Raw genomic sequence first — 22,191 nt, 5'->3', positions numbered from 1 at the left:
CAATCTCACCGATCAGGTGAGGGAGCAGATCCAGCACACGCTGTACAAGCTGTTGGTGCAGCGGAGGTCGGTGTTCTTCTGAGGGAGGGCGGTACGGAGGCTGGGGAGCGGGAGCCGACGGACGGAGTCCGGCGCAGCCGGGCGAAGCCCGCGCAGCGGTGCGAGTCCGGCGGTGTGGGTGGGCAGCCATGCTGATGTTCAATCTCACCGATCAGGTGAGGGAGCAGATCCAGCACACGCTGTACAAGCTGTTGGTGCAGCGGAGGTCGGTGTTCTTCTGAGGGAGGGCGGTACGACGGTGGGGTGCTCCCGTTCCGCAGGGGGAGCACCCCACCGTCGTACCGGCTCAGTCCGTGTCGTCCGCTTCGATGCCCAGGCCGGGGAGGAGGCCGGGGAGGAGGGGCGGGAGGGTGACGTCCGGTTCGGTGGGCGGGGTGTTGCCGCCCGTCGACGGAGAGGCGGTGCCGGTGTCCTTCGGCGGGTCGAGCAGGCCGCCCGTGCCGCCGCCGAGCAGGCCGTCGTTCTCCTGGCCGGAGTCGGCCGACTCGCTGGGCCTGCCGCTGTCCGTGCGCCCGTGTTCGGACGTACCGGCGTCGCCGGTGCTGGGAGCGGACGGGTGGCTGGAGCCGGGAGTGCCCGTGGTCGCGGACTCGGGGCCGTCCTGTCGGCCGCTGTCCCCGCTGTCGTCGTCCCGGGGCTGCTGCTCCGGCAGCATGGACTGCAGTGGGGCCACGTCGTCCTCTATGGCGTCGAAGACCGAGGACACCTGCTCACTGACGTCCCCGAGCTGCACGGGCAGTCGGTCGCGCAGTGCTCCCCAGGTCTCCCGGTGGGAGCGGGAGAAGGTGGAGAGGGCCTGCATGGGAGCCAGCGAGTCGGGGTCGCTGGCGTAGGCGGCGCTGAGCAGGCGGTGGCCCTCGGAGGCGTCGTGCTCCATGCCGGACAGGGCGCGGCGGACCTCGCCGAGGGACTCGTGGTCGAGGGGCCCGCCGCGATCGCGTTCCATCAGCCGGCGTGCTTCGTTCAGCCGGGTCGATGCCAGGTCCAGGTGGGCCCGGCCGCGCTCGTCGTCCCCGTCGGCGAGGCCGAGGCGGAAGTCCTCTATGCCGCGTTTGAGGCCGTAGAGCGAGTCTCCGGGCAGGGCGTCCGAACTGGCGGCGGCGACTCCGCCGAAGGCTCCGGCGGCCACGCTCACGCTCAGTCCGCCCGCGGTCAGGCCCTTGGCCAGCCGCGACCGTGGCCGGAACCTGCTCAGTGGGGCCGCCCGGTGGGTGCCGCGCGCCCGCCGCTGCTCCGGTACCGAAGTGTCCCTCGCCCCGTCGCCCGCGGTGCCCTCTTGCAGCATGGCCTCGAACGCGGCCACCAGCTGGGCCCGCTGGACGACCTTGACCTCGGGATCCAGCTGGGGCCGGGGCAGCGTCTCCAGGCCGGTGGCGAGGGTCAACAGACGACCCTGCCCGGTCGGTTCCGCGGTGGCCCCGGCGTCGGCCGGCCCTCCGGACTGCTCGGTCGCCGCCCCGGGATCGGGCTGCTCCTCCAGAGCCTGGGCGAAGGCGTTCGCCCGCCGGTGTGCCGATACGTTCGCGATCACTGGCGGCACCTCCTCTCGTCATGACGGTCGACTCCCCAGGGGGTCCTGAGGGTTGCACACCCTGTTCCGCACCGCCCGATCGTGCGATCGGAGTCGGCCAGGGAGTGACCACAGGGAGCCTGCATCCCGCACAACGAGCGGCGCGGCACTTGGGTTACGGACGATGGATGACCGGACCGCGGGCGCAACCGACTTTTACCGACGGTGATTTGAAGGTCGCGGGGGGTTGCGGCGGGTGCGGCGCCTCCGGGGCGCCGGGAAACTCAGCGCGCGTCGTCCGGGAGCAGCCGGGCGAGGGTGCGTACGGCCCGGTACTGGAGCGTCTTGATGGCGCCCTCGTTCTTGCCCATGACGCGGGCGGTCTCGGCGACCGAGAGGCCTTGGAGGAAGCGCAGGGTCACGCACTCCTGCTGTTGCGGGTTGAGCCGTCGTACGGCGTCCAGCAGGGCGGCGTTGGAGAGTGATTCGAGGACGGAGTCCTCGGGGGACCGCTCGACCTCGTTGGCGTCGAGCATCTCGCCGGTGGTGACCTCGAGGCGGAAGCGGCTGGACTTGAAGTGGTCGGCGACGAGGTTGCGGGCGATGGTTACCAGCCAGGCGCCGAAGTCGCGGCCCTGCCAGGTGAAGGTGCCGATGCGCCGCAGGGCGCGCAGGAAGGTCTCGCTGGTGAGGTCCTCGGCGGTCGCCTTGCCTCCCACGCGGTAGTAGATGTAGCGGTACACGGTGTCGCTGTACTGGTCGTAGAGCCGCCCGAAGGCGTCGGACTCGCCGGCCTGGGCGCGTTCGACCAGGTCCATCATGCGGGCGCTGTCGCTGTCCGCGGCGGGGCGGCGGTGGGTGGTGGCGGCGGTGGTCCCGGACGAGGACGACCGCGCGCGTCTGCCGACGGCAGCGCTTCCGTCGGCCAGTGCGTAGCACGGGCCGACGGGGGCGGTGGCCGCGGCGAGGGCGGGAAAGGCGTACGCGGTGGGGACGAGGCCGCGCAACAGGTCTTGGGCTGATTTGACCGTAGCGCGCAGCGTAGCCAGGCCCGAGGCGTCAACCCCGACGTGTGGGTACACGGGACTCCCAGAGGCAGAGCTTCCATCACGTTCAGTACGGAACCATTCACCCGTCATAGCGAAGGTGGGGTGCCGGAATGCGTCTGAGGAGAATAACGCTTCGTACAGGCACTGCTACGCCCAGTTGCTCAAATCATCGATTACGTCGCTTCCGTGCCCGAATGGCGCTCGATCGGTTGCGACAGAGTGATCGGTTGATGACCGGAACCGTTCAAGTTCCTTGTGACTACAGAGCGTGTTGTGGTCAATGTGAGAAATGGGGACTGGCGGGGGTGCCCCCGGGGTACGTCACATGGATGGGTCAACGGCGGCGGCGGTGCAGCGCGATGGCCGCGGCGGTGCCGCCGGCCACGGCGCCGACGCCCGCGGCCGCCGGGATGCCGACCTTGGCCGCCTTGCGGCCCGTGCGGTAGTCGCGCAGCCGCCACTCCAGTTCCCGGGCGTGCTTGCGCAGCTTGCTGTCCGGGTTGATCGCGTACGGGTGTCCGACCAGCGACAGCATCGGGATGTCGTTGTGGGAGTCGCTGTAGGCGGCGCAGCGGGACAGGTCCAGGCGCTCCGCCGTCGCCAGTGCGCGTACCGCCTCGGCCTTCGCGGGGCCGTGCAGCGGTTCGCCGACGAGCTTGCCCGTGTAGACGCCGCCGATCGACTCGGCCACGGTGCCCAGCGCGCCGGTCAGGCCCAGGCGGCCGGCGATCACCTGGGCGATCTCCACCGGGGCCGCCGTGACCAGCCAGACCTTCTGCCCGGCGTCCAGGTGGGCCTGGGCGAGGGCGCGGGTGCCGGGCCAGATCCGCTCGGCCATGTACTCGTCGTAGATCTCCTCGCCGATCGACTTCAGCTCGGAGACGCGGTGGCCCTTGACGATCGACAGCGCGGAGTCGCGGGCGTCCTGCATGTGCTCCGGGTCCTCGAACCCGGCGAGCCGGAACCACGCCTGCTGCCAGGCGAACCGGGCGAGGTCGCGGGTCTCGAAGAACTTCCGCTTGTACAGGCCCCGGCCGAAGTGGAAGATCGCGGCGCCCTGCATCACGGTGTTGTCGAGGTCGAAGAACGCGGCTGCCCTGTCGTCGCCGTGGACCGGGAATTCCGCTTCCGTGCCCGTGTCGGGCGCTGCGGCCTGGGCGGACTGGGCGGACTTGCGGGCTGCCTCCGCCGAGGCCTCGCCTGCCAACACGCTCCGCGCCGTGGCGGGGCGCCTACGGGGAGTGAGCCATCGAAGAGCGGCCATGCCCGTGAGCATAGCCAGTTTGTTCGGAGGCTTCGGAGCCGAGAGGTTCGGAGGCTGTGAACTCCCGGCGACCGTCTCGTTAAAGGGCTCGTGGAAAAGCTCGCTGGAGCGCTCGGTGAAGGGCATGGAGGAGGGTGCGGTCGAGGGCTCGCTGGAGGAGGGCCGGTCCGGCGGGCGCTTCGGCGTGCCGGTCCGGCGGGCGGTGCGCCCGTCACCGAGGGGTCGGCTCGCACCGCCTTGCGCGCGAGAATGGCCGGCATGAGTCCCCTCTTCCGTCGAAAGCCCTCGCCGACCGCGGGGGCCCCGCGGCCCGCGCAGTCCTCTGAGCCCTCTGAGTACTCCGAGAACCATCTCGTCACCCTCATCCGCAAACCCGGCTGTCACCTGTGTGATGACGCACAGCTCGTCGTCGAGAAGGTCTGTGCCGACCTCGGTGTCCCCTGGGAGGGGAAGGACATCACCCAGGACAGCGCGCTCCACGACGAGTACTGGGAGCAGATCCCGGTCGTCCTCGTCGACGGCAGGCAGCACACCTTCTGGCGTGTCAACGAGGAACGCCTGCGCAAGGCACTGACCGACGAGTCCAAGTAGTCCGGATGGTCGCTTAGGATCGATGGTGACTTGGTCTCGGGGGCGTTGATCGTGAGGAGCGTGTGCGGCTTTGCCCCCGATGGGAGAGGAACGCGGGTGCGAGTGCGCCGGTTCCCGGTTCGCGCGCCGGGAGCGCGTGAGCCCGGTCACGTTGGCCGGGCAAATCGGACACCATCTTTGTGCACGCGTTCACAAAGACATAGCCTGCATTCGACGGGGCGGTCATGTAGGGACGTATGACCGCCTACAGCCCCGCTCTACCCGCAGGAGCACCGTGGCAACTGGCCGAACACACCGACCGGCGACCCGCAGCCGAGGGATTCCCGAGGCCACCGTCGCCAGGCTTCCGCTGTACCTCCGCGCTCTCACGGCGCTCTCCGAGCGCTCGGTGCCCACGGTCTCCTCCGAGGAGCTGGCGGCCGCGGCCGGGGTCAACTCCGCGAAGCTGCGCAAGGACTTCTCGTACCTCGGCTCCTACGGGACCCGGGGCGTCGGCTACGACGTCGAGTATCTCGTCTACCAGATCTCCCGCGAGCTGGGGCTCACCCAGGACTGGCCGGTAGTGATCGTCGGTATCGGTAACCTCGGTGCCGCGCTCGCCAACTACGGCGGGTTCGCGTCCCGCGGTTTCCGGGTCGCGGCGCTCATCGACGCCGATGCGGGGATGGCCGGAAAGCCCGTCGCCGGTATCCCGGTGCAGCACACCGACGAGCTGGAGAAGATCATCCAGGACGACGGTGTCTCGATCGGTGTGATCGCGACCCCCGCCGGTGCCGCCCAGCAGGTCTGTGACCGGCTCGTGGCCGCCGGTGTCACCTCCATCCTGAACTTCGCGCCGACCGTGCTGAACGTGCCCGAGGGCGTCGACGTGCGCAAGGTCGACCTCTCCATCGAGCTGCAGATCCTCGCCTTCCACGAGCAGCGCAAGGCGGGCGAGGAGGCGGCGGCCGACGGTGTCGCGCCGCCCGCCGTCGCCCGCAGGCAGCAGCACTCGGCCGGCTCCGCCGACAAGGGACCCGACGGGGACGTTCCCGCCGTGATGCCGGCATGAGTCTCCTCGTCGTCGGACTGAGCCACCGCAGCGCCCCCGTCAGCGTCCTGGAGCGGGCCTCGCTGAACGCGGACGCGCAGCTCAAGCTGTTGCAGGACACGGTCGCCGCCGAACCGGCCACCGAGGCCGCGGTGCTGGCCACCTGCAACCGCATCGAGCTGTACGCCGACGTGGACAAGTTCCACGCCGGTGTCGCCGAGCTGTCCACGCTGCTCGCCCAGCACAGCGGGGTCGGCCTGGAGGAGCTCACTCCTTATCTTTATGTGCACTACGAGGACCGGGCCGTCCACCACCTCTTCTCGGTGGCCTGCGGGCTCGACTCGATGGTGGTGGGCGAGGGCCAGATCCTCGGCCAGATAAAGGACTCCCTGGCCAGGGCGCAGGACCTGCACACCGCCGGTCGGCTCCTGAACGACCTGTTCCAGCAGGCGCTCCGGGTCGGCAAGCGGGCCCACTCCGAGACCGGCATCGACCGCGCCGGGCAGTCCCTGGTCACCTTCGGCCTGGAGCAGCTGTCCGCCGGAGCCGACGTCCAGCACTGGGCGCGGGGCAAGAAGGCCCTGGTCATCGGCGCCGGTTCGATGTCCTCGCTGGCCGCCGCCACGCTGGCGCGCGCCGGGGTCGCCGAGATCGTCGTCGCCAACCGCACCTACGAGCGCGCCGAGCGGCTCGCACAGATCCTCTCCGAGGGCGACGACACGGACGTGCTGGCCCGCGCGGTACCGATGGACTCGGTGCCGGTCGAGCTGACACGTGCCGACGTGGCCGTTTCCTGCACCGGTGCGACCGGGCTGGTCCTCACGGCCGACGCCGTGGCCGCGGCGGTGGAGGGCCGTACCGGTGCCCCCGCCGTCGAACTCGGCGACGGGCGTCCCGTGGCCGACGCCGGTCCCGGCCGCGTACGGGAGGCAGCTGAAACGCCTCTGCAGGGTGCCGCGACCGGTGCCGGTGCCGACGAGAACTGCCCGCTGGACCTGTCCCCCGTGCCGTCCGGTTTCTCCGTCATGGGGGAGGCCGCGGTGGCCGGCATGGACGCGGCGACGCTGGAGCAGCACGGTGCCTGGGCCGCGGGCGGTGCGGTCGTGGACCGGCCGCGTGAGGCCGGGCGGCCGGGTGCCGAGGCGGACGCCGAGCTGATCACCGCGCTCGCCGCGACGGCGACGGCGACGGGCCGTATCCCCGAGCGCCGCCGGCCGGAGCCGGTCGCCGAGGTGCCGCGCCCGCAGCCGGTCCTCTTCCTGCTCGACCTCGCGATGCCGCGCGACATCGACGCCGCCGTGCACCGGCTGGCCGGGGCCCGGCTGGTGGACATCGAGTCGCTCGCCGACGCCTCCGCCGACGCGCCGATGGCCGCCGACGTCGACATGGTCCGCCGGATCGTCGCCGACGAGGTCGCCGCGTTCGGTGCGGCCCAGCGGGCCGCGCACATCACGCCCACCGTCGTCGCGCTGCGCAGCATGGCCGCCGATGTCGTGGCGGGCGAGATCGCCCGGCTGGAGGGGCGGCTGCCGGGCCTCGACGACAAACACCGCGCCGAGATCACCCAGACCGTCAAGCGTGTGGTCGACAAGCTGCTGCACGCGCCGACGGTACGGGTCAAGCAGCTCGCCGCCGAGCCCGGCGGTGCCGGGTACGCGGACGCGCTGCGCACCCTGTTCGACCTCGACCAGGAGACGGTGGCCTCCGTCTCCCGCGCCGAGAACAGCACCACTGAGAAGAACCGAGGGCCGGCATGACTGAGAAGGCACTGAGGCTGGGGACGAGGCGGAGCAAGCTCGCCATGGCCCAGTCCGGGCAGGTGGCGGACGCCGTGAGCCAGGTGACCGGTCGGCCCGTTGAGCTGGTCGAGATCACGACGTACGGTGACGTCTCGCGCGAGCAGCTGGCGCAGATCGGCGGTACGGGCGTGTTCGTGGCCGCGCTGCGCGAGGCGCTGCTGCGGGGCGAGGTGGACTTCGCGGTTCACTCGCTCAAGGACCTCCCCACCGCGGAGCACGAGGGCCTGGTGGTGGCCGCCGTACCGGAGCGCGAGGACCCGCGGGACGTGGTCGTCGCCCGGGACGCGCGCAAGCTCACCGACCTGCCGCGCGGGGCGCGCATCGGGACGGGCGCACCGCGCCGCATGGCGCAGCTGAACGCGTACGCCCGCACCCACGGGCTGGAGATCGAGACGGTCCCGATCCGGGGCAACGTCGACACCCGCATCGGGTACGTCAGCAGCGGGGAGCTCGACGCCGTCGTGCTGGCCGCCGCCGGACTGAACCGGGTGGGCCGCATCGACGAGGTGACCGACTTCCTGTCGGTCGACACGGTTCTGCCCGCCCCCGGCCAGGGGGCACTGGCGATCGAGTGCACCGCGGACAACGCGGACCTGATCGCCGCGCTCGCCGAACTCGACGACCCGTTCACGCGGGTCGCCGTGACGGCCGAGCGTTCACTGCTCGCCGCCCTGGAGGCCGGCTGCAGCGCCCCTGTGGGCGCGCTGGCCGACCTCCTGGCCGACGGGCAGATTGTCAAGGAAATGCGCCTGCGCGGTGTCGTCGGTACGACCGACGGCTCGACGCTGGTGCAGCTGTCCACCACCGGTCCCGTGCCTGAAACGCACGAGGCGGCGATGGCACTCGGTCGCGAACTCGCCACCGAGATGCTCGCCCAGGGCGCGGCCGGTCTGATGGGGGAGCGAGCACATTGAGCCCCACCACCTTTCCCACCGGTCCGGAGCACGGGCACGTCACCTTCCTGGGTGCCGGACCCGGAGATCCGGGACTGCTGACTCTGCGCGCCGTGGAGGCACTGGCGCACGCGGACGTCCTCGTCGCCGAGCACGAGGTGCTCGACGTCGTACGCACGCACGCGAGGCAGGGCGTGTCGGAAGTGCACACGGATGCCGATCCGTCGGATCCGGGCACAGGCGCGCCCCAGCTGAAGGTAGTTGACGGTGCGTCGACGACCTCGGGCGTCCCCGCCGTGCGGGATGCCGCACATCTTGTCATGGAGGCCGCGCGGGGCGGCAGGCGGGTCGTGCGTGCGGTGACCGGTGACCCCGGGCTCGACACGTACGCCGCCGAGGAGATGCTGGCGTGCGTCGCCGCCGGGGTGCCCTTCGAGGTCGTCCCCGGTATCGCGAACGCCGTCGGTGTCCCCGCGTACGCCGGTGTGCCGTTGCGGGACGCCGAGGGCGCGGACGTGCGGTTCGTGGACGCCCGTACGGCGTCGGACCGCTGCTGGACCGAGGTCGGTGCCTCCGACGGGACGGTCGTCGTGTCGACGACGCTCGACTCGGTGGCCGCGGCCGCCGGTGAGCTGGTGTCGGCGGGCCGCAAGCCGGACACCCCGATGACGGTGACGATCGCCGGTACGACGACCAGGCAGCGCACCTGGGCGGCGACGCTCGGCACGGTCGCGCAGACGCTGAAGCAGGCGAAGGTGCTGCCGTCCCCGGACGGGGGCCGCCCGGTGATAGCCGTGGTCGGTGAGCGTTCCGCCCCCGCCCGGCGCGACCAGCTGTCGTGGTTCGAGTCCAAGCCGCTGTTCGGCTGGAAGGTGCTCGTTCCGCGTACGAAGGAGCAGGCGGCGTCGCTCTCCGACCAGCTGCGGTCGTACGGCGCCGTGCCGAGCGAGGTCCCGACCATCGCGGTGGAGCCGCCGCGCACGCCCCAGCAGATGGAGCGCGCGGTCAAGGGCCTGGTGACGGGCCGCTACGAGTGGATCGCGTTCACGTCGGTCAACGCGGTGAAGGCGGTCCGGGAGAAGTTCGAGGAGTACGGGCTGGACGCCCGTGCCTTCGCGGGCATCAAGGTCGCCGCGGTCGGGGAGCAGACCGCGAACGCCCTCATCGCCTTCGGTGTGAAGCCCGATCTGGTGCCGAGCGGTGAGCAGTCGGCCGCGGGCCTGCTGGAGGACTGGCCGCCGTACGACCCGGTCTTCGACCCGATCGACCGTGTCTTCCTGCCCCGCGCCGACATCGCCACGGAGACGCTGGTCGCCGGGCTGATCGAGCTGGGCTGGGAGGTCGACGACGTCACCGCCTACCGGACGGTGCGCGCGTCGCCGCCGCCGGCCACGACCCGCGAGGCGATCAAGGGCGGCGGCTTCGACGCGGTGCTGTTCACGTCGTCGTCCACGGTGCGGAACCTGGTCGGTATCGCGGGCAAGCCGCACAACGTGACGGTGATCGCCTGCATCGGCCCGGCGACGGCCAAGACGGCCGAGGAGCACGGCCTGCGGGTCGACGTGATGGCTCCCGAGCCGTCCGTCCACAAGCTGGCGGAGGCCCTTGCCGACTTCGGCCTGCGCCGCCGCGCGTCGGCGGTGGAGGCCGGGGACCCGGTGACGCGGCCGAGCGAGCGGCGGCCGGGGGCGCGGAGGCGTCGGTCTACCTCGACCTGAGGTGACGTGAGGTGATGCGGGGCGCTCCTGGTGGGCGCCCCGCGCCTTGTCAGCTAGTGCTGTGACCGCATACGTTGACCGGGTTGGGCGACCGTGAGGTGGTGGGGCCAACCTCGCGGCGGGAGCGTCCGCTTATGCTCAGCTCGTGCAGCCGCCTTTCGATAGAAGCGATCCGTTGATCACGGCGTTCCCAGTGGAGCTCGCGGGAGACGCTGAGGCAGTTCTGGCGGTCATGCCTGCTTCTCGCCTCCGGCCGGCAGCGTCGTTTTCGGTCGTTGTAGAGGGCCAGCAGGTGACCATCCCGGGGCGTCTCTACAACGACGAGCCGCCGCCCGACGCGATGGCGTCGCTCTCGTCGCGTCAACGGCAACCTCTGCACTGCCTGTACTCAAGGCACTGCGACGGGATGGTCAGGCAGCGCCACCTGGCGAAGGTCGTTGACTCCACGGACCCGTGGGTCGTCCCGTTCGTCGTGCAGCTGGTCGGCGAGTACGTCTTGGAGATCCTCGTCGACATCTGCGACAGGCTTCGTGATCTTGCCGCTCCGGGCGCCCGGGGCCACGTCGCCTATGGGCAGTTCATCGTGGACAACCCGGCTTTCTTCGCCCGTACTCAGCGGCGGGTCGTGAGCTACTGGAGCTGCTACTACCGTTCCGCCTATTCGAGTTTCCGGGGCTACCCAGGGTCTACTTTGCTTGACCTCCTTCGGTCCGCTGCCTCCGACAGGGCAGGGCATCCCTGGCCCGATCTCGCTCCTTCAGCAGGCGCCAGGGTGGACGGCTACCGCTAAGGCCGGCCGGCAAGGTTCACCGGGTTGATCAGACTGCGGCAGCGGCAGGTCGTCCGCCCCAGCGGACGCCCTTCTCGCTGCGGACCCGGGCGCGCTCACGCCGTTGAGCTGCAAGGACATCGGGATGTCGTGTGTTCTTGTTTCGCCAGCGCAGGTAGGCGTGCAGGGCTCGGGTCTGGACTGTGTGGTTGCCGTGGTGGGAGTTGGCGATGGTGAACTGCCGCAGCGGCCCGAAGTGGGCCTCGATCGGGTTGGCCCAGGACGCGTAAGTCGGGGTGAAACACAGCTCGACGCGGTTCTTCCTCGCCCAGCAACGGATCTTCTCGCCCTTGTGCGCGGAAAGGTTGTCCAGGATTACGTAGATAGGAGCGCCGTCCGGACGGGCGGCCCGGATTGACCTCAGTGCGGCCAGGGTGTTCGTGGCTCCCTTCTTGCGGCGGTTGACGCCCCACAGGGCGTCGTCGCCGACCGAGTAGCAGCCATGGAAATACCGGATGCCGTGAGTGCGGTGGTAGGTCGCCGGGTGCCGCTCGGGGTGACCGGCGGGGCCCAGCCCGCACCGCCGGTGGGCCGGATGCCGAGCGGTCCGAACTCGTCAAAGGCGAAGACCCGGTCCGGGAACCGGTCCAGGACCTTCTCGATCCGGTCCAGCTTCGTCTCGCGGTCGGGGTCCGGGGATTCCTTCCACGTCTTGGTGCGCTGGAAGGTGACGCCGCGGCGGGCGAGCAAACGGCGTAACGCCTCGCGGCCGATGCGGATGACGCGGCCGTGGACTTTCCGCAGGTAGGCGGCCAGTTTGCGGATGGACCAGCGGGTGAAGGGCTGGCCGAGCTTGGTCGGTCGGTTGGTGGCCGTCTGGACGACGAAGTCCTCGTCGTCAGGACTGAGCAGGCGGGGACGACCTCCCGCCCATCGAGGGTCCAGGCAGACCAGGCCGATCTCGTTGAACCGATGGATCACATCCCGGACGGTGTCCTCGTCGGCCTGCACCAGCTGGGCGATCACCGGGACGCGGTTTCCGCCAGCCGAGGCCAGCAGCATCATCGCGCGCCGGTAGCGAACCGAACTGGTGTTTCCCCGGCGCACGATCTGCTGCAGCTTCTGCCCCTCCTGGTTGGTCAATCTGCGCGCACGGACAGGCTCGGCCACCGTGCCTCCAGCGGGTCGGATCGGACGTCACCGACATCCAACCGCCCCGACCACCAACCCGGCGAACCTATGCGGTCAGAGCACTAGCGGAGGCGTACGGCAGGAAGTGCGCCCAGGTGGTGGGGGTGAGGGTGAGGCGGGGGCCGTGGGAGATCTTGGAGTCGCGGATGAGGATGCGTTCCGGGGCGGGGGCCACCTCGACGCAGGACGGCCCGTCGTCCGAGCTGTAACTGCTCTTTATCCACTCCAGCGTGCCATCGGCTCCGGCAGAGGGCTTGAGGGTCATGACTCTCCCAGCACTGTCTCGATGAAGGCCAGCGACTCTCGGGGCGTGAGAGCCTGCGCGCGGATGATCCCATAGCGCATGTCGAGGACCGTGGTCTCTTTCGGCTCGATGATCACGCGGTTGGTGAGCTGGACTTCGTTGAGACCCACGGCCGCTCCGTTCCTGAGCTTGAGCAGTCGGAAGGGACCGCCGAGACCGGAGTTCTCCTCCCGGCTCAGAGGCAGCACTTGTAGATCGACGTCTCGCAGCCCGGCCACTTCCAACAATCGTTCGATCTGGTTGCGCATCACCATCTTGCCCCCGATCAGACGACGCAGCGTCGCCTCGCACAGGACAAAGCTGAGGAGCGGGCGAGTTGTTGATGCACCGAGGATCTCCTGGCGGGCCAACCGAGCGGCTACCCGCTGTTCCAGTTCCTCCTCTGTGAACTGCGGCCTCCGGGAGCTGAACACGGCCCGCGCATACGTCTCGGTCTGCAACAGCCCGTCGATGACGGAGTTGTTGTAGGAGCAGATCTCTACGGCTTCCGCCTCCAGCCGCTTCACGTCCCGTACCTTCTTCGGGTACCGGGCTTCCGCGACGTCCCCCTTCATCGCAGCGATCCTGCCGCCCGCGTTGAGTACGTCGTCCGCCGCGTCCAAGTACTCAGGCCGGGGAATCCGCCGCCCCCGCTCCACTGAGGAGACCAACTCCTCCCCGTATCCGATGGCCGTCCCGAACTCGGCCTGAGTGAGGCCGGCCGCCTCACGCCACAGCTTCAGTTGCCGTACGACGGTCCGCATCACCGCCCCGGCCTCTTCGTCGTCCAGCCCCGCTTCCCACTCGCTCATGCCGCCGCCTTCCCGCCGCGCGCCCTTCCCCGGACCAACCTCTGGCGCCCGTAACCGGTCACCCCGGGCAGCCCGGACGGAACCGGACGCGTCACGGACAGCCACCGACCGCACGGGTCAGCCGTCTTCACAGGGTAGGCACGCTTGAACACGCTGGGTGACGTGAACCAGAGAATCTGCACTCTGCGCGTTCCACTGCACCAGTTCTCCGTGCCGCTGTCGGCGACGCGCCGTGGTGCCCGGCTGGCCCGGCTGCTCGCGGTCGAGCAACTGGAGGCGTGGGGGCTGCCGCTGGACCCTGCCCGGCTGATCGTGGCGGAGCTCGCTACGAATGCGGCCCTGCACGGCCGTGTTCCCGGCCGGAGCTTTCGCCTCGGTCTTTCCGTTGTCGCCCATCCCTCGGTGCTGCGCATCGAGGTCACCGACACGCGGGGCGATCAGCTGCCCCATCCCAAGGGAGCGGCCGTGGCCGGGATCTCCGAGCCCGAGTCCGGGTACGGGCTGTTGCTGGTACAGGAGTTGGCGGATCGTTGGGGTGTACGGACCGGGCCGGTGCCGTGCAAGACCGTGTGGGCGGAGCTGGACCTGGTCCTGTGACGCTCCCGGCAGTGGGGCCCGCAAACGCGGGAGCCGGTGGGGTGGGCGGCGGGGTTTCGGGCGGTAAAAGACCAAATAACCCTGGGAAAAAACCTACCCAACCAACCAAACCCGGTTCGGATCACACGGCCGGGTGAAAAGCGGCCGAATGGGTGGCGTGAGGGCCGTTGCGGAGTGCAGTCTCGGGTCGAGGCGACTGCACGTCTCCATGACCACCGCAGACATACGTCGGCCCCCGCTGGGACTGCAATCCCAATGCGAGGGCCTAACCATCTAGGAAGACAAGGACTTCCCCATGGCTGAACAGAAGCCTAACGCCGCCGTGCGCCCGCAGCAGGGTGTTCGCCAGGCTGCCAACCCCTCCGGCGTCATCCACGTACGCACGTCCTACTCGGGCCAGTACGTCGTCATCGGCAACCACCTCGCCCAGCACCACCAGCTGTCGCTGACCGCGATCGGGCTGGCCACGCACATCTTCTCGCTGCCGGAGAGCGCCCTCGTCGACATCCGCACCCTCGCCGACCGCTTCCCGGAGGGTCGTGAGCGGATCGCCTCCGGGCTGCGGGAGTTGGAGGAGACCGGCTACCTGAAGCGGGTGCGTGAGCGTTCGGAGACGGGGCGCCTGGTCACGCGGACCTACGCCCACCACACGCCGGAGCGGGCCGTCCCGTACCTCGTGCGGGGGCGTACCGGGGCGGCCCGTGAGCGTGGTCCCGTGGCCCGCTCGACGGCGGCTGGTACCGAGGGAACGTCCGGAACGTCCCAGGAGGGCGACCAAGCCCGGGCTGCGCTCTTGCCGCCGATCCGGTCCTGTGAGCCCGCGGCCGTGGACGTACCGGCCGGGGATCTCCCAGGTCCGGAGGCTGTCGCAGCGTCCGCGGACTCCTCCGTGGTGCCCGAGGAAGTCGCGGCGTCCCGTCACGCCGTCCTGCCCCAGGAGGCCCTTCCGTCCGCAGTGCCGGAAGGAGGCGAGCCCTCGCGCACGCACCGGCACCACGACAAGGCCGTCGCCCTGCTCGCGGGTCTGCGCCGCACCGACGACCGGCTCACCCTCTCCGCCCGGGACGTGAACACCCTGGCCCCGAGTGTCATCCGCTGGTTCGAGCGAGGGGCCACGGCCGACGTCGTACACCGGGTTCTGACCTTCGATCTTCCCGTGGACATGCGGCGGGCGGCCGGGGTGCTCGCCTATCGGCTCGGCGAGCTGCTGCCTCCGCCCCTTCCGGCGGTGACGGCACCGACGCCGTCACCGGCCTCGGTGCCTGTCGCTGGTCGGCCCGATCCCTTCCAGACCTGCGACGGCTGCGAGCGTGCCTTCCGGGCCTCGGACCCCGGTCGCTGCCGCGACTGCCGGACGGCAGCCGGGAGGGCCGGTGAGATGGCCCGCGCCGCCTGAACGTCGACGGGTGGAGGCGTCCGGCCGACTGTCCGGCAGGTCATCAACTCCCCTGCGGCTGACGCTTCGTGGGGCGCGCGTCACAGCCCTGCCGCAGCCTGCTCTTTCCGCGAGGCTAGTAGTTGCCAGAGTGGAAAGTGCATGCGAGGGTTGTCACCAGACGCCGAACCCGAGGTTCTGGAGGACCCGATGCACGACGCCGTCACCGCCGTTGCCGCGCTGCGCGCCGCCGAGGTCGCGCGAGACGCGGCCGCCCGGCCCGGCGCGGGCCTGCCCGCCTGGTACCCGGCCGTCAACGGCGGACTGATGGGCACCGGGCTCGTTCTGATCGGCTTGCGGTGGGTCGTGGCCGGCCCCCTGCCGCTGTCCGTCGCGCTGCTCATGGCGGGTGCCCTGCTCGTGGCGGCCAAGATCGTGCTCGCCCAGCGCTTCGAGCACAAGCCCGGTATCGTCCATGCCTTTCCGCGTCATACCGGCCGTCGGCGGGTGATGCTGACGTACGCCGTCGTGCTCGTGGTGGCCGTGGGTGCGGGTGTGTACTTCGGGGCGGCAGGTCTGTTCATCGCCGGTGGTCTCGGCGGGGGGCCGGCCAACTGGTGGCTGCTGACCCGGGAACGCGCAGGGGACCGGCGGCCGTGAAGGACGAGGGGCGGATGCGACCCGCACTGGACGAGCGTATTCACCACCCCACCCGGCTGACGGTCATGGCGTTTCTCTCCGGATGCGCCGAGGCCGAGTTCCGTGCCGTGCGGGAGGGATGCCAGATCTCGGACTCGGTGCTGAGCAAGGTGGTCAGTGCTCTGGAGGCCGCGCAGTACGTCGAGGTGCGCAAGGGATACGTGGGCAAGCGCCCGCGCACCTGGCTGCGGCTGAGCCCGGAGGGCCGCCAGGCCCTTCTCGCTCACCTCGAGGCACTGCGCGCCCTGGCCTCCCGGGCGGCAGAGCTGGGCGCCGTGGCCGACGAGGCCACCACGGCCGAGACGTAGGACCAACCGGCCGGGGGGTAACGTGCGTTGACAGCCCCGTGGGCGGGTGCGTGTAATGAGGGTGGTGCCGCGTGGCGCCGGTCAAAGAGCGGTGGGCCGGCCGGCGATCGGGCGAGCATCCCGCACTCAAGGGGTACGTGATGAGTTTCTGCTCCGCGCCCTGACATGACGTAGCGCGTTCGCACGTCGTTGTCCTTTTCCTTTCCTCTTCCTTCTCACCCCTTTCCGGCACCGTGCCGCACGCGCGTCGCGGGCTGCCGTCATGGAGACACGGAAACGTATGCCCACGTCTTTCAACCAGTCCGTCATCGACGAGTTCCGCGCCAACGCCGGGAAGGTCGGCGGTCCTTTCGAAGGCGGTGACCTGCTTCTGCTGACGACCACCGGTGCCCGGTCGGGAGTCTCGCGGACCACCCCGCTCGGGTATGTCCGCCACGGGGACTCCCTCCTGGTCGTCGGGTCCAATCTTGGGGGTCCTCGGCATCCCGGCTGGTATCACAACCTGCTCGCCCGTCCCGTGGTGCGGGTGGAGGTCGGTGACCGGTCCTTCGAGGCCCTCGCCGTGCCCGCCGAGGGGGACCGGCGCGAGGAGTTGTTCGCGCACGTCGTGCGGGTGGAGCCCGGGTACGGCGACTACCAGGCCGGGACCGATCGGCTGCTGCCGGTAGTGGTGCTGGAGCGGGCCGAGCCCGACGGGTGGGACGGGCCCCGCGAGGTCCGTACGCTCGCCGACAAGCTCATGGAGGTGCACACCTGGCTGCGGGGGCAGTTGGGGCAGGTGCGGGCGGAGGTCGAGGTCCACTTCGCGGCGCGGGCCGCGCGTCAGGGGGCCGGTGCGCCGCCGGTGCTTCCGGGGCTCGGGCTGCAGATACGGCAGCGCTGCCTCGCGTTCTGCCAGGCGCTGGAGTTCCACCACGCCAGTGAGGACGGGCACTTGTTCCCCGGGATCGCCCGCCATCACCCCCACCTGGCCGACGTCTTCGACCGGCTCGGCGACGAGCACCGTACGGTCGCCCGTATCCAGGGTGAGCTGGCGGCGCTGCTGGCCGGCATCACCATCGCCGAGCCGCAGCGCTTCCGTACGGAACTGGAGGCCATGTCGGCGGAGCTGAACGCGCACCTCGACCACGAGGAGGAGGCGCTGATTCCGCTGCTGGCCGACGTGCCGTGGCCGCCGGTCGGGCCCCCGACCGCGCCCTAGTGGTGCCAGGCCCTGCCGCCCGTGTTGTGGATGAAGCGCTGGAGCACCTTCATGGTGGTCAGGTACTCCTCGTCGGAGATGCCGGCGTGGCGCTCCGTCCACAACTCGCCCTGGAGGGCCGCCGCCTTCTCGTAGTACGCCCTGCCCTCGGGGGTGAGGGTCAGGTGCTGGTCGGAGGTCTGGGTGATCCAGCCCTGCGCGATGGTCGCGTCGATCTCCGCATCCATCGCCTCCGGGCCCGTGTCGAGGTAGTTCCGCAGGATGCGGGAGACCTCGTCGCGGGTCTTCGGGGTGTCGGCGCGGGCGACCTGGTTGAGGACCCACCACTGCGGCTGGGTCGTGCCGATCTCGGCGAGGGCCGCCCGGGTGCGGGTGACGACGGCGTTGTAGGCGGCCCAGCTCCAGTAGCCGATGGGCTGCTGGATCAGCTCGGCGTCGGTGTGTGAGTACTGCACGGTCGCTCCCTCGGTCGGTGGGCTGTGGGAGCGACCGTAGAAGCTCGACCAAGCTTGAGGTCAAGCGCCGCCCGGGCCGACTCCGCGTCGGCAAAGGCACCGGCGGGGCGGGCGTAGCGTTGGTGGTATGACGACGTACGGATCCTTCCCCGGCACCCGGCCCCGGCGGCTGCGGACCACCCCCGTGATGCGTCGGATGGTCGCCGAGACCCGGCTCCACCCCGCCGACTTCATCCTCCCCGCCTTCGTGCGCGAGGGCGTGAGCGAACCGGTGCCGATCACGGCGATGCCCGGGGTCGTGCAGCACACCCGGGACACGCTGAAGAAGGCCGCCGTGGAGGCGGTCGAGGCCGGGATCTCCGGGATCATGCTGTTCGGCGTGCCGGAGGACGAGAAGAAGGACGCGCTCGGGACGGCCGGTACCGACCCCGACGGGATCCTCCAGGTCGCCCTGCGCGACGTGCGGGCCGAGGTCGGGGACGAGCTGCTCGTCATGTCCGACCTGTGCCTCGACGAGTTCACGGACCACGGGCACTGCGGTGTGCTCGACGACCAGGGCCGCGTCGACAACGACGCCACGCTCGAGCGGTACGCCGAGATGGCGCAGGTGCAGGCCGACGCGGGCGCCCACGTGGTCGGCCCCAGCGGGATGATGGACGGGCAGATCGGCGTCGTCCGCGACGCGCTCGACCAGATCGGGCGCGAGGACGTCGCCGTCCTCGCCTACACCGTGAAGTACGCGTCCGCCTTCTACGGGCCCTTCCGGGAGGCCGTCGGTTCCTCGCTGAAGGGGGACCGGAAGACCTACCAGCAGGACGCCGCCAACGCGCGGGAGGCCATGCGGGAGCTGGCCCTGGACCTGGCGGAGGGTGCCGACATGGTCATGGTCAAGCCGGCCGGGCCCTACCTCGACATCCTGGCCAAGGTCGCCGAGGCCGCGGACGTGCCCGTCGCCGCCTACCAGATCTCCGGCGAGTACTCGATGATCGAGGCCGCCGCGGAGAAGGGCTGGATCGACCGGGACCGGGCCATCCTGGAGGCGCTCACCGGCATCAAGCGGGCCGGCGCGCGCAACATCCTGACCTACTGGGCGACCGAGGTCGCTCGCACGCTGCGCTGAGCATCCTCGGCCGGCCCTTCGCGCAGCGGGTGCGCGGATGCCTTCAGTAGTTGAGGGCGTGGTCGATGCCGGTCTGCCAGTAGGTCACCGCCAGCTCGCTGTCGACGACCACGCCGGAGGGCAGGGCGACCTTGACGACGGAGTCGTCGTCGAAGGGGATCGTGAGGGTGCCCACGCTGATGGGCTCACCGCCGCTGCCGTCGGCCATCGTCAGCCGCACCCCGGCGTAGGCGGTCTCACCGGGGCCGACCCCGGCCACCGAATGCGGCTGGGACTCCTCGATGACCGGCGGCACGGACTGGGCCTCGCCGAAGCGCGCCACCGGGTACGGCGGCAGCATGCACGTCTTCGAGCCGGTGCCGGTGGCGGTCAGCAGCAGGTGGTTGATCGGGCGGGACACCTTCGTCGCGGTGATCTTCACGTCGGACGCGGAGCACTTCCCCGGCATCTGCGAATCGTCCTTGTCACCGGCGTTCGAGCCGGAGCCCGACGAGCCGCCACCCGACTTGTCCGAGCCGTTCGAGCCGTTCGAGCCGTTGGAGCTGTTGGAGACATTGGAGCCGTTGGAGCCGTTCGCGCCGCCGGTTCCCTTGTCGCCGCCCGACTCGCTCCCGCCGGTGGACGGCTTGGCCGCCTGTTCGCCGGCCGGGGCGGAGGAAGCCGGGGCGGAGGAGGCGGAGGAGGGGGCCGCGGCGCCCGTGTCCGTTCCTTCGTCGCCCTCGCAGGCCGTCAGAGCGAGCGCGGCCAGTGCGACCGTGGTGGCGGCGAACAGGCGGGTGCGGGTGGTGCGTACGGACATGAGGTATGCCCCTTCGGGTGGAGTTGAGGTAAGCCGCTCGGCGGTTCGCCGGGGGCGGCTGCTTGGATGACCACAGCTTGGGTCCGAAGCCGTCCCAGTCGCCAGCAGTGCCGGGACATGCGGGATAATGGGACACTGATAACGGCTCTGACCTGCGGGAACGGTGTCCCGCTGGGATGCCGTACGGGGATACGGGAAGAGGGAGAAACGGTGGCGGGGGACGACTTCGCGGGACTGCTGCGGGAGCTGAAGGAGCGGTCCGGACTCAGCTACGGGACGCTGGGCAAGCGATTGCACATGAGTGCGTCCACACTCCACCGGTACGTCAGTGGGGAGGTCGTACCCGTCGAGTTCGCGCCCGTCGAACGCCTCGCCCGGGCGTGCCGGGCGACCGCCGAGGAGCTGCTCGAACTCCACCGCCACTGGATCCGTGCCGACGCTCTGCGCGGGGTGAAGAGGCCGGAGGAGACGCGGGAGACTCAGGAGACGGCGGAGACGGAAAAGGGCGGGACGGAAAAGGGCGGGACGGAAAAGGGGGAGTCAGCCGAAGCCGTCGTGCCCGAGGTCGCCGAGGTGCCCGAGGCCTCCGCCGCGGAGAAAGAGGCACCGCCGGCACCTGACGGGCCGTCCGTACCGGACGCATCCCCTGCGCCTGACGCACTGTCCGCGCCGTCCGTACCTGGCGCGCCGTCCGCGCCGTCCGCGTCCTCCGCCCCCGTCGAACGACGTCGCCGGGTACCGCGCGCCGCCCTGTACGCCGCGACCGGCGTCGCCGCTGTGGCTGTCGCCGTCAGCCTCCTGCCGGGCATGGGCGACGGAGGGGAGAAGCACGGTCCGGCCGGAGCCGCCGCCGGAACCTCCGCGTCGGTGACCGGGAGCGGCACCCGGTCGGCGTCTCCCAGCGCGAGTGCGTCTGCGTCCGCGTCGTCCGCCTCCCCGTCCGCGTCCGTGTCCGCGTCCTCCGTCCCCTCCCCGTCCGCGACGCGCCGGAGCACCGCCACGCCGAGCGGCCGAGCCCCGGGTAACAGCGGCCCCGCGCTCACCGTGACGACCACCCCGTACTTCTGGGACGTCCCCTGCGAGCAGTCCTTCCTGGTGGACCGCAGTCCGCAGAACGTGCTGAACCCGCCTGCCCAGCCGGACGTGGTCGGCTGGGTCACCGCCTTCGGCGCGGTCGCCGCCGACCGGCAGATGACCGTGTTCACCGTGCAGGGCACCGGCCCGGAGACCGTGGTCCTGGAGAACCTGCACGTCCGTGTGGTGGACAGCAAAGAGCCGCTGGACTGGAACGAGTACGCCATGGGCGTCGGCTGCGGCGGCGACGCGAGCACCAAGTCCTTCGACGTCTCCCTCGACCTGGGCAACCCCCTGGCGATGCCGATCGCCGGACAGAAGCCCTTCCCGTACACGGTCACCGAGTCCGACCCCGAGCTCTTCTACGTCAACGCGCACACCAGCGACCACGACGTCACCTGGTACCTGGAACTGGAGTGGTCCAGCGGCGGCCGGAAGGGCATCATGCGGGTCGACGACCACGGCAAGCCGTTCCGCACCAGTGCTTCCAAGAGCAGCTCCTACTACGGGCAGATGCTGGGCGGCGAAGGCGTCTGGGAGTACTTCCCGGGCGACTGAGCCGAGGCGGGGGAGGTGAGCCGGGTGAGCGGCCGGGCACCGTCAAACCGGGCCGGGGGATAGGTTGTTGACCAGACAACGGTTCCCTCGTCAGGAGACGCCCATGCCCGGTGACGCCCTCAGCCAGGACCCCGCGGAGCTGAGAAGAAGAATCGACAGCAGCAAGGCGCACCCGGCCCGCGTCTACGACGTCTTCCTCGGCGGCAAGGACCACTACCCCGCGGACCGCGACGCGGCCGCCGCCGGGCTCGCCGCCAACCCGCGCGGCTACCTCGACGTACGGCACAACCGGGACTTCATGCGGCGCGCGGTCACCACGCTGGCCGAGGAGCACGGCATCCGCCAGTTCCTCGACATCGGCACCGGCCTGCCGACCGCCGAGAACGTGCACCAGATCGCCCAGGGTGTGGCCCCCGAGTCGCGGGTGGTCTACGTCGACAACGACCCGGTCGTCCTCGCCCACGCCCGCGCCCTGCTCACCAGCGGTCCCGAGGGGCGTACGGACTACATCGACGCCGACCTGAAGAGCCCGGCCCAGATCCTCGAACAGGCGGCCAGGACACTCGACTTCGGCCGGCCGGTCGCGCTCTGCCTCGTCGCCGTCCTGCACTTCGTCGAGGACGAGGAGGCGTACCCGATCGTCCGCGGGCTGATGGACGAGCTGCCCGCCGGCAGCCGGCTCGTCCTCAGCCACCTCACCGAGGACCTCAACCCGGAGAACATCCGCGCGGTCCAGCGGACGTACACCGAGCGGGGCTTCACCTTCGTGCTGCGCTCCCGCGACGACGTGGCACGCTTCTTCAAGGAGGCCGGGCTGGAGATCGCCGAGCCGGGTGTCGTCCCGGTGCACCACTGGCGTCCGGACCACGCGGCGCCGGTCCCCGAGCAGCCCGAGGAGTCCTACCTGGCGGGCCTCGACGACATCGAGAAGGTCCGGTACAGGGACATCAACGACGTCACGGACGCCGACATCAACGTGTACGGGGCGCTGGGCGTCAAGGACTGACGGCTCGGCACGCGCACGGGTGTCCGGATC

General features: G+C 70.6%; 21 protein-coding genes and 3 pseudogenes. 16 read left to right on the top strand and 8 right to left on the bottom strand.

Features of this window, described 5'->3' with window-relative positions; genetic code table 11:
• Window positions 1–82 (top strand): annotated as a pseudogene (locus ACH4F2_RS32795) (glycerol acyltransferase); the annotation flags it as partial.
• Window positions 83–188: 106 nt separating this feature from the next.
• A pseudogene (locus tag ACH4F2_RS32790) lies at window positions 189–281 on the top strand (glycerol acyltransferase); the annotation flags it as partial.
• 65 nt (window positions 282–346) lie between these two features.
• Here the strand turns inward: ACH4F2_RS32790 and ACH4F2_RS32785 are convergent.
• The 3 genes from ACH4F2_RS32785 to ACH4F2_RS32775 form a co-directional block, all read right to left on the bottom strand.
• Complete coding sequence (locus ACH4F2_RS32785; protein WP_398136389.1) at window positions 347–1,591, bottom strand: DUF5667 domain-containing protein; 1,245 nt, start codon at window positions 1,589–1,591, stop codon at window positions 347–349.
• 263 nt (window positions 1,592–1,854) lie between these two features.
• Window positions 1,855–2,652, bottom strand: coding sequence for an ECF subfamily RNA polymerase sigma factor, BldN family (locus tag ACH4F2_RS32780; RefSeq protein WP_398136388.1), 798 nt, complete (start codon window positions 2,650–2,652; stop codon window positions 1,855–1,857).
• A gap of 301 nt (window positions 2,653–2,953) precedes the next feature.
• The gene (locus ACH4F2_RS32775) at window positions 2,954–3,883 is read right to left on the bottom strand and encodes an HAD family hydrolase (RefSeq protein WP_398136387.1); all 930 of its coding nucleotides are present in this window, start codon (window positions 3,881–3,883) and stop codon (window positions 2,954–2,956) included.
• A 249-nt stretch (window positions 3,884–4,132) separates the two neighbouring features.
• On the opposite strand from ACH4F2_RS32775, the gene ACH4F2_RS32770 reads away from it, so the two are divergent.
• The 6 genes from ACH4F2_RS32770 (at window position 4,133) to ACH4F2_RS32745 (ending at window position 10,704) form a co-directional block, all read left to right on the top strand.
• Window positions 4,133–4,474, top strand: coding sequence for a glutaredoxin family protein (locus ACH4F2_RS32770; protein WP_398136386.1), 342 nt, complete (start codon window positions 4,133–4,135; stop codon window positions 4,472–4,474).
• 274 nt (window positions 4,475–4,748) lie between these two features.
• On the top strand, window positions 4,749–5,525 hold the full coding sequence (locus ACH4F2_RS32765) for a redox-sensing transcriptional repressor Rex (protein ID WP_398136385.1): 777 nt from the start codon (window positions 4,749–4,751) through the stop codon (window positions 5,523–5,525).
• The gene (locus tag ACH4F2_RS32760; RefSeq protein ID WP_398136384.1) at window positions 5,522–7,261 is read left to right on the top strand and encodes a glutamyl-tRNA reductase; all 1,740 of its coding nucleotides are present in this window, start codon (window positions 5,522–5,524) and stop codon (window positions 7,259–7,261) included. The genes ACH4F2_RS32765 and ACH4F2_RS32760 overlap by 4 nt, the downstream gene beginning before the upstream one ends.
• Window positions 7,258–8,217, top strand: coding sequence for a hydroxymethylbilane synthase (hemC, locus tag ACH4F2_RS32755; RefSeq protein ID WP_398136383.1), 960 nt, complete (start codon window positions 7,258–7,260; stop codon window positions 8,215–8,217). Before ACH4F2_RS32760 ends, hemC begins: the two co-directional genes overlap by 4 nt.
• Window positions 8,214–9,914 (top strand): uroporphyrinogen-III synthase, encoded by a 1,701-nt coding sequence (locus ACH4F2_RS32750; protein ID WP_398136382.1) that lies wholly within the window; start codon window positions 8,214–8,216, stop codon window positions 9,912–9,914. The genes hemC and ACH4F2_RS32750 overlap by 4 nt, the downstream gene beginning before the upstream one ends.
• A 145-nt stretch (window positions 9,915–10,059) precedes the next feature.
• Complete coding sequence (locus ACH4F2_RS32745) at window positions 10,060–10,704, top strand: hypothetical protein (RefSeq protein WP_398136381.1); 645 nt, start codon at window positions 10,060–10,062, stop codon at window positions 10,702–10,704.
• A gap of 28 nt (window positions 10,705–10,732) precedes the next feature.
• Here ACH4F2_RS32745 and ACH4F2_RS32740 read toward each other — a convergent pair.
• From ACH4F2_RS32740 to ACH4F2_RS32730, 3 genes and pseudogenes are all read right to left on the bottom strand, one after another.
• Window positions 10,733–11,853, bottom strand: a pseudogene (locus tag ACH4F2_RS32740) (IS630 family transposase).
• Window positions 11,854–11,920: 67 nt separating this feature from the next.
• Window positions 11,921–12,139 carry a DUF397 domain-containing protein gene (locus ACH4F2_RS32735; RefSeq protein ID WP_398136380.1) on the bottom strand — a complete coding sequence of 73 codons (219 nt, stop codon included), beginning with the start codon at window positions 12,137–12,139 and terminating at the stop codon, window positions 11,921–11,923.
• Window positions 12,136–12,969: a helix-turn-helix transcriptional regulator gene (locus tag ACH4F2_RS32730; protein WP_398136379.1), complete on the bottom strand. Its 834-nt coding sequence runs from the start codon at window positions 12,967–12,969 to the stop codon at window positions 12,136–12,138. The genes ACH4F2_RS32735 and ACH4F2_RS32730 overlap by 4 nt, the downstream gene beginning before the upstream one ends.
• Before the next feature lie 162 nt (window positions 12,970–13,131).
• Between ACH4F2_RS32730 and ACH4F2_RS32725 the strand changes: the two genes are divergently transcribed.
• The 5 genes from ACH4F2_RS32725 to ACH4F2_RS32705 all read left to right on the top strand — a co-directional run bounded on the left by ACH4F2_RS32725 (window position 13,132) and on the right by ACH4F2_RS32705 (window position 17,149).
• Window positions 13,132–13,566, top strand: coding sequence for an ATP-binding protein (locus ACH4F2_RS32725; RefSeq protein ID WP_398136378.1), 435 nt, complete (start codon window positions 13,132–13,134; stop codon window positions 13,564–13,566).
• Between the two features lie 295 nt (window positions 13,567–13,861).
• Window positions 13,862–14,962, top strand: a complete 1,101-nt coding sequence (locus ACH4F2_RS32720) for a helix-turn-helix domain-containing protein (RefSeq protein ID WP_398136377.1) — start codon at window positions 13,862–13,864, stop codon at window positions 14,960–14,962.
• A 141-nt stretch (window positions 14,963–15,103) separates the two neighbouring features.
• Window positions 15,104–15,601 (top strand): hypothetical protein, encoded by a 498-nt coding sequence (locus ACH4F2_RS32715; protein ID WP_398136376.1) that lies wholly within the window; start codon window positions 15,104–15,106, stop codon window positions 15,599–15,601.
• A 14-nt stretch (window positions 15,602–15,615) separates the two neighbouring features.
• Window positions 15,616–15,948, top strand: coding sequence for a transcriptional regulator (locus ACH4F2_RS32710; protein WP_398136375.1), 333 nt, complete (start codon window positions 15,616–15,618; stop codon window positions 15,946–15,948).
• Between the two features lie 280 nt (window positions 15,949–16,228).
• Window positions 16,229–17,149, top strand: a complete 921-nt coding sequence (locus tag ACH4F2_RS32705; protein ID WP_398136374.1) for a nitroreductase/quinone reductase family protein — start codon at window positions 16,229–16,231, stop codon at window positions 17,147–17,149.
• On the opposite strand, the gene ACH4F2_RS32700 is transcribed toward ACH4F2_RS32705, so the two are convergent.
• Window positions 17,146–17,604 carry a MarR family winged helix-turn-helix transcriptional regulator gene (locus tag ACH4F2_RS32700; protein ID WP_398136373.1) on the bottom strand — a complete coding sequence of 153 codons (459 nt, stop codon included), beginning with the start codon at window positions 17,602–17,604 and terminating at the stop codon, window positions 17,146–17,148. The genes ACH4F2_RS32705 and ACH4F2_RS32700 overlap by 4 nt on opposite strands.
• A 127-nt stretch (window positions 17,605–17,731) precedes the next feature.
• Here ACH4F2_RS32700 and hemB point away from each other — a divergent pair, with 127 nt between their 5' ends.
• Window positions 17,732–18,724: a porphobilinogen synthase gene (hemB, locus tag ACH4F2_RS32695; protein WP_398136372.1), complete on the top strand. Its 993-nt coding sequence runs from the start codon at window positions 17,732–17,734 to the stop codon at window positions 18,722–18,724.
• Between the two features lie 43 nt (window positions 18,725–18,767).
• On the opposite strand, the gene ACH4F2_RS32690 is transcribed toward hemB, so the two are convergent.
• The gene (locus ACH4F2_RS32690) at window positions 18,768–19,523 is read right to left on the bottom strand and encodes a DUF4232 domain-containing protein (RefSeq protein ID WP_398136371.1); all 756 of its coding nucleotides are present in this window, start codon (window positions 19,521–19,523) and stop codon (window positions 18,768–18,770) included.
• 210 nt (window positions 19,524–19,733) lie between these two features.
• Between ACH4F2_RS32690 and ACH4F2_RS32685 the strand changes: the two genes are divergently transcribed.
• Together ACH4F2_RS32685 and ACH4F2_RS32680 are read left to right on the top strand one after the other, a co-directional pair.
• Window positions 19,734–21,155, top strand: a complete 1,422-nt coding sequence (locus ACH4F2_RS32685; protein WP_398136370.1) for a helix-turn-helix domain-containing protein — start codon at window positions 19,734–19,736, stop codon at window positions 21,153–21,155.
• Between the two features lie 103 nt (window positions 21,156–21,258).
• Complete coding sequence (locus ACH4F2_RS32680) at window positions 21,259–22,161, top strand: SAM-dependent methyltransferase (RefSeq protein WP_398136369.1); 903 nt, start codon at window positions 21,259–21,261, stop codon at window positions 22,159–22,161.
• Window positions 22,162–22,191 lie beyond the last annotated feature (30 nt).

Source organism: Streptomyces sp. NPDC017890 (genome assembly GCF_044328675.1).
Classification (GTDB): Bacteria; Actinomycetota; Actinomycetes; order Streptomycetales; family Streptomycetaceae; genus Streptomyces.
The sequence above is the reverse complement of the archived record's forward strand: the minus strand, read 5'-3'. Positions and strand labels throughout refer to the sequence as shown.

Excerpts from the sequence above, each read along its gene's own strand:
- ACH4F2_RS32705 (WP_398136374.1), top strand. The coding sequence starts at position 16,229 with ATGCCCACGTCTTTCAACCAGTCCGTCATCGACGAGTTCCGCGCCAAC.
- ACH4F2_RS32710 (WP_398136375.1), top strand. The coding sequence starts at position 15,616 with ATGCGACCCGCACTGGACGAGCGTATTCACCACCCCACCCGGCTGACG.
- ACH4F2_RS32775 (WP_398136387.1), bottom strand. The coding sequence starts at position 3,883 with ATGGCCGCTCTTCGATGGCTCACTCCCCGTAGGCGCCCCGCCACGGCG.
- ACH4F2_RS32715 (WP_398136376.1), top strand. The coding sequence starts at position 15,104 with ATGCGAGGGTTGTCACCAGACGCCGAACCCGAGGTTCTGGAGGACCCG.
- ACH4F2_RS32720 (WP_398136377.1), top strand. The coding sequence starts at position 13,862 with ATGGCTGAACAGAAGCCTAACGCCGCCGTGCGCCCGCAGCAGGGTGTT.
- ACH4F2_RS32770 (WP_398136386.1), top strand. The coding sequence starts at position 4,133 with ATGGCCGGCATGAGTCCCCTCTTCCGTCGAAAGCCCTCGCCGACCGCG.
- hemB (WP_398136372.1), top strand. The coding sequence starts at position 17,732 with ATGACGACGTACGGATCCTTCCCCGGCACCCGGCCCCGGCGGCTGCGG.
- ACH4F2_RS32735 (WP_398136380.1), bottom strand. The coding sequence starts at position 12,139 with ATGACCCTCAAGCCCTCTGCCGGAGCCGATGGCACGCTGGAGTGGATA.
- ACH4F2_RS32690 (WP_398136371.1), bottom strand. The coding sequence starts at position 19,523 with ATGTCCGTACGCACCACCCGCACCCGCCTGTTCGCCGCCACCACGGTC.
- hemC (WP_398136383.1), top strand. The coding sequence starts at position 7,258 with ATGACTGAGAAGGCACTGAGGCTGGGGACGAGGCGGAGCAAGCTCGCC.
- ACH4F2_RS32760 (WP_398136384.1), top strand. The coding sequence starts at position 5,522 with ATGAGTCTCCTCGTCGTCGGACTGAGCCACCGCAGCGCCCCCGTCAGC.
- ACH4F2_RS32730 (WP_398136379.1), bottom strand. The coding sequence starts at position 12,969 with ATGAGCGAGTGGGAAGCGGGGCTGGACGACGAAGAGGCCGGGGCGGTG.
- ACH4F2_RS32680 (WP_398136369.1), top strand. The coding sequence starts at position 21,259 with ATGCCCGGTGACGCCCTCAGCCAGGACCCCGCGGAGCTGAGAAGAAGA.